Raw genomic sequence first — 13,044 nt, forward strand, 5'->3', positions numbered from 1 at the left:
TGAATGTATTTTCATTGAATTAGCAGATCTATTTATGGCGCTGACAGATAATACAAATAAGACATATTATCATTACATTTCAACAGCTTACCTTTGACAGAATTCAGTATGCCTCCATACTTCGAGCACCTGTAGATTTTATCGTGAACGTCACATCCCTCAATAAGGGAAGGTGATTTTATTTCGCTCGTAACAGTATGGAGCCTCCATTATGCAAGGCGACAAAGGTGTTCTGGATCATCTGAACAAAGTATTGATGAATGAGCTGACGGCCATTAACCAATACTTTCTGCATGCACGCATGCTTAAGAACTGGGGCGTCAATAAACTCGGTCAATATATCTATAAAGAGTCCATTGACGAGATGTGGCATGCCGACTGGCTCATTGAACGCATTCTTTTTCTGGAAGGCATGCCCGACTTTAAATACATGCAGAAACCCATTATGGCCGGAGATGTTAAAGGCATTCTGGAAGCGGATCTACAACAAGAGCTGAAAGCAATTCCACCTTTGAAAGAGGCTATTGATGCTTGTGAGAAGGCAGGGGATTATGGCTCACGCCAGTTGCTGGAAAAGATTCTCGCGGCGGAGGAAGAACATATGGATAGCCTGGAAATCCATCTGAATCGCATTAAAACTATGGGAATGGAAAATTACCTGCTCTCCCAGAGCGAAGAAGATTGAGGGTGGGAGGATGACCCCTCCCCACCTGAGCTACTGAAATTATTCAGCACCTTCCTCTTTGCCTACAGCAGTCTTGACCATCTTTTGCAGGTCGCCACTGTTATACATTTCAATCAGAATGTCACTGCCACCCACCAGCTCGCCCTTAATCCACAGCTGTGGGAAGGTTGGCCAGTTAGCATATTTAGGCAGATTGGCACGAATTTCCGGGTTAGCCAGAATATCCACATAGGCGAATTGCTCGCCACAAGCCATCAGAACCTGCACTGCCTTGGAGGAAAAGCCACACTGCGGCAGTTTGGGAGAACCTTTCATGTAGAGCAGAATGTCATGTGTTCCGATCTGCTCTTTTATTTGATCCATGATATCCATGAAATCACCTCATCACCAAAATGGAATCAACGACTCTTTATAAGCTGTTGGCACTGGCATCGCATTCTAAAGAAAATACCTGACTAACACCATTGGTTATACCGAACTCCTGTCAGGCACTTACTGTTTAATCGCTGCCCGATATAAGGGCTCGACCTTAACAACATTCACTTTAAGCCCTGAAATTCGGGTTTCATGGGATGGGTGAGTGCTCATAAACTCAGGCACATTATTACCACCTTCCTGCGACATTTTCTGCCAAAGGCTCACGGCAGCCTCTGGGTTATAGCCTGCACGAGCCATCAACTCAAGACCGATAAGGTCGGCTTCAGCTTCATTGGTACGACTGTTTGGGAGCGTCAGAGCATAGTTCGCCACTGTGTCGGCCAGACCATAAGTATTCACACCCAATAAAATCTGAACAGCATCTTTGCCCAGCTGAACCGCATAAGCCTGGGACATCGCTTCCCGACCATGCTCTCTCAGTGCATGAGCCATTTCATGGCCCATAATGGCCGCCACTTCGGCGTCCGTCAGCTTCAGTTTATTCAGGATTCCGGTGTAAAACATAATCTTACCTCCCGGCATACAGTAAGCATTCAGCTGCTCATCTTCCAACAGGTTGACTTCCCACTGCCAGCTCGTAGCATCCTGGCGATAAATGCCCACCTGCTCAATCAGACGATCCGCTATTTGCCTCAGCCTGCGAACCTCTTTCTGATCCTTGTTAAGCAGCTCGGCCTTGCGCCCTTTACCCAACTCCTGAAGGTATGCCTCTGACGCCATGGTGTGCACCTGCTCTTCAGACAGCATGGTGAACATTCTTTGCTCTCGATCTACTCCAAGTGTGCCACCTGAAGTAGTAGAAACAGACTGGCACCCTGTAAGCGACAGAAACAGAATACAAATACCGGAGAACGTTTTAAGAGATTTTTTCATTGTTATACTTCTATTTATTCCCAAGCCACTCACTCAGCACATCACAAGCCCTGACCAGCTTGGGGCAATACTCGTCCATAAAGTTATCAGATATCCCGGCACCTATTGCAGAAAGCGCTCTGGCACCGTCAAAGTCCACATAAGCCATGCGAGTATATAACTGGTCAGCCGTCATTCCAAAATCAGAACCTGGTAACATGGCAATGCCCGTCTCATCCAGAATCCTTGCACACAATGTCTCATCAGTTTCTATCCCCTTTCTTGATAACATTGCACGCCACTTCTGAAAGCTCACAAAAAGATAGAACCCACCTTCTGGAGCTTCCATCTCCAGCCGGCAATCACGGAGACGTGACACCATGTAATCTGATATGACCTTTAGCACTTTTCTGCTGGCTTCCAGGTAAGCATCAATCGCCGAAGAAGGCGTAAAAGCGGTGATCGCGGCATACTGAGTTGGAGCACTGATTGAGGTAAAGGTCTCACTGGCTATCACCGCCATGGCGTCCTGCAGAGGTCTGAGTTCATCAGGAAACACCATCAGCCCCAATCGCCAACCACCCGCACCACACCACTTACTCAACCCACTACTGATCACCGTACCCTCAGGATAAAATTCCGCCAATGACTGAAACTGCCCGGAAAAAGAAGTTTCAGCGTAGATCTCATCTGCAACAATGATCAGCTTATGCTTACGAGCCACCACAGCCAGCTGCTTAAAGCTGGCCGCATCGTAACCACAACCGGTAGGGTTGGATGGGTAATTGAGAATCAGCAGCCTGGTTTTCGACGGATTTGACTGACAATATTGATCGAGCTGATCTGGCTGAATTTGCCAGCGATTCTCCGCCGAAACGGGTAAGTAGGTAACCTGACGCCCAAGAAGCTGTGCCTGGGGCGCGTAAGATACCCAGGAAGGGGCTGGTATTAACAAATCAGACTGACACGCCATCTGAAGATTAAACAGTAATTCTTTAGACCCCGGGCCTATCAGAACACTGTCTGACGAAAACCCCAACCCGGTACGTCCTCTATAATAATCAGCCACTGTCGCCCGCAATGGCTGTAAGCCTTTAACCGGCAAATAATCTTTTTCTCTGGCTGCAGCCTGAAGAGACTCCACTACGATTTCCGGTACTGGAAAAGGAGACTGACCTAATCCCAGTTTAATAACTGACTTCCCCTGCGCTATCAGCTGATTGCTTTCCTCATTGATTTTAAGTGTCGCAGAAGGTTTGAGAGATCGTACAGAAGGACTCAACTGGTCTAACTCGAACATGACGTCACCGCTTTCCCTGGCTGATGTCATTTGATTATTGACTGGTTGATCAGGAAGGTAAACCCATATTGCTATAGTAAGTGAAGCAACCTGGCAGGATTGACAAAATGAGTGTACAAGGACCCGGAAACTCAACCAGACTTTCTCCTATTTCTGATAAGAGTCACCCTGTAAAAGCTAATTACTGGTTTAGCCCATGGTCTCTGGTTAAAGCTATTTCAAGACTATTATTCGGAATATCCAGACACGATGACCAACCTGACAATCGACACCTGAATGAATACAAGATCACTCACCCTGCAGACTCTGACAGCCAGAAACCCTACTCTCTGCCAGATTCTATGGTTCATCTTGCCGATCAATTCAGCCTACTGAGCCAATCACGACAAGTTTCAAAAAATGACCCTCAATGGTCAGACACCTGGTCTTTTGTATCTGATTACTTGACCTCACCTGCAGAGCCTTCTTCAGAGTCTCAAGACAATGAATCCTTTAGCTTTTTTAAGGATGAAAATAGAAATCAGCACCATTCGCTCTATGCTCTGATGCCCGACAAGAAAACAGTGTTAAAAGGAGATATCAATGAAACACTGGATCAATGTCTTGAGCAATACGAACCAGAGGATCCTGCAGCACTCAAGCGCCAGATGACCGAACTTTGCAGCCAGAGTGTTTCAAATTCATTATTCGCCCTCCTGAAGAGCCATATTCAGGATACTCTCAGTGAAGATGTCACTCCCAAGTTCATCTACGATGAGTTGGAAACAACGACAACATTCCTATGCAAAAAAGACAGTATCGAAGCTCAAATGGTGCTGTACTGTGGCTCTTTCCAACTGATCGATATCTTTACCAGCCAAAGAGCTGAGCTCAAAACACCGGTAACCATCAGGGCCAAAATAACACTGCCTGTCAACAAACCTGGGGCAGGCTCTCTCGAGCACCTTTCTATAGATGTTGGTGCAATCTCTGATGTTTCAGCTCTGTAAGACTACCCCCTGCAAACGATCTCTATACTGAAGCTAAAATCTGGTCAGGGAATGAATCATGAGCACTCCGGACAAAACACAGGAGAGCAGGAATATTAACCGCCTTCAAGGTAGCACTGAACCGCAAAACAAAACCGTTACAACCCCTCACAACCTAAACTCAAGGAATTTATTAGATGTCCAACACAAGAAATCATCCACTCTCTGGTCTAACTCAGTTTTTTTGATGATGCCCTGTCTATTGCTCTTATCGGGGTGCTCACTGGTGACTCAGAACAAAGAATCTTCCCAGACCCAGTACCAGCTGGACGCCAACCTGATCATTAATGATCTTCCCCTGGAACCCCAAAGCATTACTACCACGATGGATCAGAGAGCAACGCTTTATTTTGAAGATTCACAACATAACCAGTTCTTCAAGGTCTTCTGCATTTTGAAACCTGGCGAGCAAGAGGGGACTGTAGAGATTTTTACCAGTGTCCATACTGAAGTAACAGCCCCTTCCTTTCTGACTTATGAAGGGCAAGAGGCTTCAGCCACCTTCCCCCCAAAACAGCCAGTTATTGAAGTTAAAGTCAGAGCCACACCTGTTAAGCCAACTCCTCCCTGAGCTCGGTGGCGACTTGAACCATATTACTCAAAGCTGCTTCTACTTCAGGCCAGTCACGTGTCTTAAGCCCACAATCAGGATTGACCCAAAGACGCTGAGCCGGGATTTTTTCAGCGGCCTTTTTCATTAGCTGCTTCATCCACATCGATTCAGGAACATTGGGGGAATGGATATCATAAACCCCCGGACCAATCTCATTCGGGTATTCAAACTGTTCAAAAGCATCCAACAACTCCATGTCTGACCTGGAAGTCTCAATGGTAATAACATCTGCATCCATCGCAGCAATGTATTCAATGATGTCATTGAATTCGCTGTAACACATATGAGTATGTATTTGAGTCTCATCTCGAACGCCACTGGCAGCTATCCTGAAGCTTTTAACCGCCCAATCCAGGTAAGCAGGCCAGTTCTCCTGACGTAATGGCAAACCTTCACGAATAGCCGGCTCATCAATTTGGATAATGCCAATTCCCGCCTTTTCCAGATCAACCACTTCGTCTCTAAGCGCCAATGCCAACTGCATGCATGAAACACTGCGATCCACATCTTCCCTGGGGAAAGACCAGCATAATATTGTCACCGGGCCTGTCAGCATACCCTTCATCCATTTACTGGTTTGATCCTGAGCATAGCGACTCCAGTTCACAGTCATAGGGTCAGGCCTGGAAACATCACCAATAATAATGGGGGGTTTTACACAACGACTGCCGTAGCTCTGAACCCAGCCATTACTGGTAAACGCAAACCCATTCAGCTGCTCACCAAAGTATTCAACCATGTCATTACGCTCAGCTTCACCATGAACCAGAACATCCAGCCCCAGCGCTTCCTGCCTGTTCACCGTGTCCCTGATTTCCTTCTGCATGGCTTCAACATAGGCAGCCTCACTCAACTCACCCTTCTTAAATAAACGACGTTGCTTTCGTATATCAACAGTCTGAGGGAAAGAACCAATAGTCGTGGTTGGGAACAACGGTAATTTAAGCCTGGAAGCCTGAACAATGGCTCTTTCACTGTAGGGTAAATGACGCTGATCATCTCCCTCGGAAATTCCAGCCACTCTCGACTGAACAGCAGGGTTGTGAATTCTCGAGGACTGACTTCGGGTTTCAACCGCTCGATCAGAGGCTGCCAAGAAGGCGCTGACTTCAGAACTCAGGTCTCCTGAAAGCAACCCGGCAATTGTCGATACTTCCTGACACTTTTGAACCGCAAACGCAAACCAGGACTTTAACTCCTCATCCAGACTCGCCTCACACTCAAGGTCAACCGGAGAATGCAAAAGTGAACAGCTGGGAGCAATCCAGAGACGATCGCCCAACCGCTCACTGGCCTCACGAAGCTTACCAACGATGGAACGAATATCAGCTTTCCAGACATTCCTGCCATTCACAACACCGGCAGAAAGCACTTTGTAAGAAGGCAGTCGATCCAGAATACCGGTCAGCTGATCAGCACCACGCACCAGATCGACATGCAGACCTTCAACAGGCAAGTTAACCACCGTTGTTGTCGTGCCATTCAGGCCCCCAAAATAAGTGGCCAGAAGAATCTTCAGGTTTTTGCCCTGCAGCCTGTTATAAGTCGATTCAAAAGCCTGGTGCCATTCGGCAGGCAAATCCAACACCAAAATGGGCTCATCAATCTGAACCCACTCAACGCCCAGATCTGATAATTGACTCAGTACTTGACCATAGACCTCTATTACATCATCCAGAAGATCCAGACGATCAAACACTTCACCCTTAACTTTTCCCAGCCACAGCCAGGTCAGCGGACCAATCAGAGTGGGCTTTACCTTAAAGCCTGCTTCTATTGCCTCCCGGGTTTCACGAACTATCTCTGAGGACGACAACTTAAAAGACTGATTTTTATGCAACTCTGGAACAATATAGTGATAATTGGTATCGAACCATTTAGTCATTTCACAAGCAGCGGCGGGACTACCACTGGGCGCCCTGCCACGAGCCATGCGAAAAAGTGTATCAATGTCTTCACAATCGGAGTCTGTGCCAAATCGTGCGGGTACAGCTCCCAGCATGAGAGAATGGTTCAACATCTGGTCATACCAGGCAAAATCCCCGACCGGAATCAGATCCAGCCCGGCTGCCTTTTGCTGAGCCCAGTGCTGTAGCCTCAGACACCTGCCTTCCTCCAGCAGCGCTTCTTTACCCAGCTCTCCTTTCCAGTAGGCTTCCTGTGCTTTTTTTAGCTCTCGATTTGCACCAATACGTGGAAAGCCACCACTGTGTGAGATTGCCATAACCTGATTCCCCAGAGCGTCCACTCTTGTTTATTCAGAGACATTGTTTCAATACCCTTGGCGACGATAAACGCTTCCCGCCACCCAAAGCGTGAAATGCCAACCAGACCAGCCAGGAACCTGTCAGACTTAATTCTGACAGGCCCTCAGATAAATTTAATGGCTGCCTGTGACTCATGGAGTATCAGTGTGGTTGACGAAACAAGTTGAATCAAACTCATTCTTCTAATGATAAAAGTGAACAAAATTGATAATCTTCTAGAAAAATCACCCTCTTCATGAAAATTATTAAATATGACGATCAACATAGGGCTGGAACTGAGACACCTGAAAACACTGCATGCATTGAAGCAGACGGGTAGCCTGGTGGAAGCAGCAAGAAGCCTGCACCTGACTCAGTCCGCTTTGTCTCATCAAATCAAGGAACTGGAAGCCCGGGTTGGCATGGAATTGTTTATTCGCAAAACCCGCCCCCCCAGATTCACGTCAGCTGGCCTTCGAATTTTACAGTTAGCAGATGAAGTGCTGCCGCAGGTCAGACATGCAGAGCAGGATTTGTTCAGGCTGGCTGGAGGAGAATCTGGACGCCTCAACATTGCTATAGAATGTCACAGCTGCTACCAGTGGCTAATGCCTACCATTGACGCCTATCGTCAGCAGTGGCCAGAAGTAGAGATGGACTTTGCGACTGGATTCAATTTTGCGCCCCTGCCGGCTCTATCAAGGGGAGAGCTGGATCTGGTGGTCACCTCTGACCCGATTGATATTCCTGGTCTGACTTATATCCCTCTGTTCCGTTATGAGATGCTCCTGGCTCTCTCCAGACGCCACCCTTTACTGGACAAGGAATATATTGAGCCTGCCGATCTCGAAGAAGAAACACTGATCATCTACCCCATTGATCATGACCGGCTTGATATCTTCAATCGATTTCTGGACCCAGAGAACAAAGAACCCAGTCAGGTCAGAACGGTTGAGTTGACCCTGATGATGCTGCAGCTGGTTGCCAGTCAGCGAGGTGTCTGTGCACTGCCTAACTGGGCTCTGGCTGAATACCTTGAAAAAGACCATGTGGCAGCAAGAAAATTAGGAAGTGAAGGACTCTGGTCAACGCTCTACGCGGGCATCCGGGTTGAACAAAAAGAGCAGCCGTATATTGCGGACTTTCTGGAAACCGCCAGAGAGACCTGTTTCAAAACGCTATCGGGCGTTCTACCCGCAATACCGGGATAATCTACAATTACCCCGGCCCAGAATCAGAGCTTGTAACGGTCTCAAATTGACGTGGGATAAATGGCAAAGCTGGATATACCACAGGTGTTCACTTTATCCTTTTGAACTTTCACATAGCCCTTTTGGCCCCACCAGCTTCCCCAGTTGTTCTTGATCAACCAGAACGCCTCACCATGGCTATCCCTGCCATAGCCAACGAGTAACATGGCATGATCAATCTTTGCTGGAGTGTGGCAATGGCTGGCCTTGAAAACACCTGTAAGATAGAACTGAAACCAAAATGAAGAGGCTTCCATAGACACCGAAACAGGTTGCTTCAAGAGGGTAACCTGAAGGGCTTTGTCATCGCCTTGAGGTACCGAAGCATAGCCTCCCACCTTGATGTGAGTCGGGCATTTGTCGATAAGCTGTTTCTTGCAGCTGAGTTCCATTGAATAATAGTGTCGGTAACAACTTTCAGGACAGATGCCGTCCGTTTTTGAATAGTCCATCACCACCCCGGGCCAGGCACCTTTACAGCCATCCTGCTTCGGAGTGCAATCCAGCACCTGCTGAACGCTTAAAGCGGTCACGGTCATGTTGTTGTGTATCGCATGAAAACTCTCTACAGCCTCAGTACCACTAAAAGCCCAGCAACTGCCACAGAACCACTGATTTCTAGGAGAGGTGATAACACCTTTATCTCTCCAGTCAAAACTATCGGGCAATGCACTCAACCGTTGCTGCAACTCCAACCCTTTCAGCTCTGGCAACACCTCAGGCCTTTTTGCAGGTAACTGGAGAGTCAGATATCTGTTCTGAAACTCTTCCTGTGTCAGATCAGCATGTGCCGTTATACCGAGCCTTAAAGACTCACCTTTACTAACGCTCTCAGCATTTTCTTTAATGATACGCTGAAGGTTTTCATTAAAAATGGTTGCACGTTTACTGATCTCTTCTTCGGTTTCGGGGAGCACAAACAGCTCTGTACTTTTTCTTGATTCCGAAAAAGCATCACGAAACCACTGATAGGCTTCTTCTGGACTGAGGCCTTGGTAATACTCAGGATTGATAGCTTCCTGATTGACCTTCTGCTGTTTATCCGGCAAAAGCGCTGCTGCGTAAGCTTCTGACAATGAAAACAGCAGACCCGCAACAACAATGATTCGATTCACAACAGTTTGATGGGATATCTTCATTGCTCTCCCCTGCCTGATAGGCTGTCTGGAAAGGACACAAGTCGTGAAAAAAGAGAAAGAACTGATAAGAAAAATAGTTCGACCAGACAGTATTTCAAGAAAAATAAAAAAAAAGAGAAGGCCAGCTTTAATAAGATAACCTTCTCTTTTAATCAAAAAAATATAAAATCAACTGGTTCAGCGATGCCCGTATTCAGAATACATTGCTAACTATCAGCGTCTCTGTTTACGAGGCCAGACCAGACTGAATCGAGCGCCTCCCAGAGGACTGTGACTCACCATGGCCCGACCATTGTGCCAGTACATGATACGCCTGACGATAGAAAGGCCCAGACCGTATCCTCCCGACTTCCTGGTACGACTGTCATCCAGCCTTGAGAAAGCCGAGAATACGCGGTCCCACTGACCTTCTGGAATACCGGGACCATCATCATCGACATCAACACGACAAGTGTCCTGCGTGGCAGAAAAGCGGACTTCAAGTTTACTGTCTGCATATCGGCAGGCATTGCCTACCAGATTCTGAATAGCCCGGTGCATATAGCGACGGTCAACATCAGCAAAACGACGTGGATCCAAAATATTGCAGGGAACATGTTCTATCGCTACACGATCCTGCAGACGTTTGTGCTCACTTACTACCTGACCAATCACCTTGTCAACGTCGTGTCGCTTGAAACGAATCTCTGGAGCACCCTGTTCAAGATTGGCATAGGTTAAAATCTCGTCCACCAGATTATCCAGCTCTTGAATATCCTTATCCATGCCTTCTAGCTGATGATCTCGTTCTTCCCGGGTTTCGGCATCAGCCACCAGATCCAGGCCGAACCTGAGCCTGGCTACGGGGGTCCTCAGTTCATGAGAAACCCCCCTGATCATTTCCTTCTGAAGACTCAACAGCCTCTGGATATGACCCGCCATAGCATTAAATGCCTGAGACAAACGCCCTATTGAATCGGCTCCGTGCAAGGAGACCCGAACATCAAAATCGCCCCTACTAAACCGGGTTGCTGCTCTCTCCAGCTTACGCAGGCGTTTTTCCATTCCCCGAACCAAAATATAAATAGCCAGGCTCAAGGACGTCAGAACAAAAAGCCCTATAGTCAGCATAAGTTTGAAAGGGTAATGATTTAAGAGTCCCAGCGGGCCCATTCGGATCAGACGGGAATCATCGGGCAGGCTGGTATATATGGACACGGTTTGCGCCTCATCATCCAACAGCATCATCATACTGCCTTTACGGAGCTGATCCTGCTGAACAGGTAACAATCGGGTCTGAGAGGGTTCCACCAGATATACAGGGTAACTGAAGGTATTCTGGGATAACGCTTCCAGCCTCTGTGCTCTTTCTGCAACGGGATAGCGCATCAATCTGGTTTTTAAGAGGCTTAGGGTTCCACTGGCTGTCTGTTCTGATATAGATGACACAACCCCTTCCAGAAGCGTGTCTCCCTCCAGAGGTGTCATAACCAGCGCTCTGCTCTGGTCAAGCATACGAACTTTGATGCCATTGGACTTCAACGCTTTAAACTGATCCTGGTCGAGACCCGAATCTTCCTGGCTTATTTGCTTAAAAGGAATGGCTAAGCGCTCACCCCAATCTTCAAGCCATGGCTTTCGTTCTGCCTCTGGCAACTCTTCTACCGTCTCAGCAATCAGGCGAAAGGTGCCTCTGACCATATCTTCACGATAGTCAGCCTGCCTCAGCCCATTGATTAGCGTAACGGAAATACCAGAGAGAACAGCGACGAGCACCAGTGTAAACAGGAGCCCGCCGTATATGCGTAAGAAAATACTACTCACAGGTTTCTCTACTTAAGTAGCTAAAACAGTTTTAGCTCAAACTGTTTTAGCTCAAGCTGTTTTAGCTCAAGGCTGTTTTAGCTCAAGCTGTTTTAGCTCAAGCTGTTTTAGCTCAAACTGCTTTAGCTCAAACTGCTTTAGCTCAAGGCTGTTTTAGCTCAAGGCTGTTATTCACTTTTAACGAAGAGGTACCCTTTACTGCGAACAGTCTTGATTAGACGCGGATGCATGGGATCATCGCCAATCTTGGGTCGGATGCGAGACACCCGAACATCAATGGAGCGATCCTGTCCGTCATACTCAATACCACGCAGTTGAGAAAATATTTCTTCTCTACTCAGAACCCGACCTGCATTGGAACAGAGCAACCATAGCAAATCAAACTCAGCACTGGTCAGCTCAACACTGACATCGTGCAGCCAGGCTTCTCGCATAGAGTTATCCACAACCAGTGGGCCAAAGGTCAGCCGACTGCTGCTTTCTTCTTCCTGCTCTTCCAGAGGCCCCTGATTTCTTCGCAGTAAAGCACGGATTCTGGCTAACAGAACCCTTGGGCGAACAGGTTTGGCAACGTAGTCGTCCGCTCCCATTTCCAGCCCCAACACTTCATCCAGGTCATCAGCCCTGGCGGTTAGCATCAGAATTTGTCCGCCATACTGCCCACGAACCCGGCGACAGATGGAAACACCATCCTCTCCTGGCAGCATCAGATCCAGCACCACCAGATCGGGACGCTCTTCAAGAATACGATTAACCGCTTTACCACCATCACCTTCTATAGAGACTGAGAGTCCATTGTTCTCGAGATAGTCCCGGGTGAGTGTGGCCAACCGCTCATCGTCCTCAACAATCAGGATTCGACCTGTTTCTGAATTCTCCACAGCCAAACTTCCAACGATTATAAAAATGAAGACCACAAGCCCAACGGCATAGTCAGGCCCAAAGACAAACCAACAATAGTGCTCAAGCATAAAATTCAGTAGAAGAAGGCGCAATTCTGAGCATTCAAGACGACTTCACCGTGCTTTGTAGAATAAAGTGAGTCTATTCAATCAAATTCAGTGGTGCTGTCTGGCGCCGCTCTATTACGATCACTCTTTCTGGGCTTTAGGCCGAGCTGCTTTTTCTTGGTCAGCCTCCCAAACAACGGATACTACTACAGCATTGCGTTAGAGTCCCTATATGACCTGGAAATTACCCAAACCGTCATATGCCTGCACTAAAACCTGTCGTTTGTAAAACACTATATGTTGTGTTTTACATTATTTCGGTGTGCCTTTCCGAAAACTAACTATTAATTATTGATTTATACTTATTTATGACTTTTTATTATATAGAGAGTCTGGCCTGCGTCGGCAGATCTGTTCAATACTGAAAGCCGTGTCAGCAAAAGCAGTCAGGCCGTTTGCGAGTACTAACACTTTGAAAAATTCACAAGTTATACACAATTTTTCCACTGAACTGCCAACTTGAATTTCTGCCAATAGCGCATTATCTTGTGTATATATAAGGTCGTCACACAACATATTGTGCCGAACTCAAAGACAGTACCTATGAAGTCGCTAACGAAAGGGATTTGTGGCATCAGCAGTGCAGTATCAGGGAAGAAGAGCTGACAGGTCACTCAGGACGGCATCAGGTTCCTGAAAACACCTCTTCGAGACAGTTTTACTGCGGGATCAGTTACCTG

General features: G+C 47.3%; 11 protein-coding genes. 4 read left to right on the forward strand and 7 right to left on the reverse strand.

What is annotated here, in order from left to right; all coding sequences use genetic code 11:
• Nucleotides 1-211 precede the first annotated feature (211 nt).
• Entirely contained in the window at nt 212-685 is a 474-nt protein-coding gene (gene bfr / locus GZ78_RS02475; protein ID WP_034832509.1) for a bacterioferritin, read from the forward strand.
• 39 nt (nt 686-724) lie between these two features.
• On the opposite strand, the gene grxD is transcribed toward bfr, so the two are convergent.
• The 3 genes from grxD to GZ78_RS02490 all read right to left on the reverse strand — a co-directional run bounded on the left by grxD (nt 725) and on the right by GZ78_RS02490 (nt 3,275).
• Nucleotides 725-1,057 (reverse strand): Grx4 family monothiol glutaredoxin, encoded by a 333-nt coding sequence (gene grxD, locus GZ78_RS02480; protein ID WP_034832512.1) that lies wholly within the window; start codon nt 1,055-1,057, stop codon nt 725-727.
• Nucleotides 1,058-1,177: 120 nt separating this feature from the next.
• Nucleotides 1,178-1,996: a M48 family metallopeptidase gene (locus tag GZ78_RS02485; protein ID WP_034832513.1), complete on the reverse strand. Its 819-nt coding sequence runs from the start codon at nt 1,994-1,996 to the stop codon at nt 1,178-1,180.
• A gap of 10 nt (nt 1,997-2,006) precedes the next feature.
• Nucleotides 2,007-3,275 (reverse strand): pyridoxal phosphate-dependent aminotransferase, encoded by a 1,269-nt coding sequence (locus tag GZ78_RS02490; RefSeq protein WP_034834036.1) that lies wholly within the window; start codon nt 3,273-3,275, stop codon nt 2,007-2,009.
• A gap of 107 nt (nt 3,276-3,382) precedes the next feature.
• Between GZ78_RS02490 and GZ78_RS02495 the strand changes: the two genes are divergently transcribed.
• The gene (locus GZ78_RS02495) at nt 3,383-4,264 is read left to right on the forward strand and encodes a hypothetical protein (RefSeq protein WP_152558501.1); all 882 of its coding nucleotides are present in this window, start codon (nt 3,383-3,385) and stop codon (nt 4,262-4,264) included.
• Nucleotides 4,265-4,529: 265 nt separating this feature from the next.
• A complete protein-coding gene (locus tag GZ78_RS28695) occupies nt 4,530-4,874 on the forward strand; it encodes a hypothetical protein (protein WP_152558502.1) in 345 nt (114 codons plus the stop codon).
• Here GZ78_RS28695 and metE read toward each other — a convergent pair.
• Nucleotides 4,855-7,140 (reverse strand): 5-methyltetrahydropteroyltriglutamate--homocysteine S-methyltransferase, encoded by a 2,286-nt coding sequence (gene metE, locus GZ78_RS02505; RefSeq protein WP_034832520.1) that lies wholly within the window; start codon nt 7,138-7,140, stop codon nt 4,855-4,857. The two genes, GZ78_RS28695 and metE, sit on opposite strands and share 20 nt — an antisense overlap.
• Nucleotides 7,141-7,434: 294 nt before the next feature.
• On the opposite strand from metE, the gene GZ78_RS02510 reads away from it, so the two are divergent.
• On the forward strand, nt 7,435-8,373 hold the full coding sequence (locus GZ78_RS02510) for a LysR family transcriptional regulator (protein ID WP_034832522.1): 939 nt from the start codon (nt 7,435-7,437) through the stop codon (nt 8,371-8,373).
• Nucleotides 8,374-8,414: 41 nt separating this feature from the next.
• Here the strand turns inward: GZ78_RS02510 and GZ78_RS02515 are convergent, their stop codons facing one another.
• The 3 genes from GZ78_RS02515 to GZ78_RS02525 all read right to left on the reverse strand — a co-directional run bounded on the left by GZ78_RS02515 (nt 8,415) and on the right by GZ78_RS02525 (nt 12,241).
• Nucleotides 8,415-9,551 (reverse strand): C1 family peptidase, encoded by a 1,137-nt coding sequence (locus GZ78_RS02515; protein WP_152558503.1) that lies wholly within the window; start codon nt 9,549-9,551, stop codon nt 8,415-8,417.
• A 213-nt stretch (nt 9,552-9,764) separates the two neighbouring features.
• Nucleotides 9,765-11,354, reverse strand: coding sequence for an ATP-binding protein (locus GZ78_RS02520; protein WP_034832532.1), 1,590 nt, complete (start codon nt 11,352-11,354; stop codon nt 9,765-9,767).
• Nucleotides 11,355-11,521: 167 nt separating this feature from the next.
• Nucleotides 11,522-12,241 carry a response regulator transcription factor gene (locus tag GZ78_RS02525; protein ID WP_330217602.1) on the reverse strand — a complete coding sequence of 240 codons (720 nt, stop codon included), beginning with the start codon at nt 12,239-12,241 and terminating at the stop codon, nt 11,522-11,524.
• Nucleotides 12,242-13,044: the final 803 nt, after the last annotated feature.

This window comes from Endozoicomonas numazuensis (genome assembly GCF_000722635.1).
GTDB lineage: Bacteria > Pseudomonadota > Gammaproteobacteria > Pseudomonadales > Endozoicomonadaceae > Endozoicomonas_A > Endozoicomonas_A numazuensis.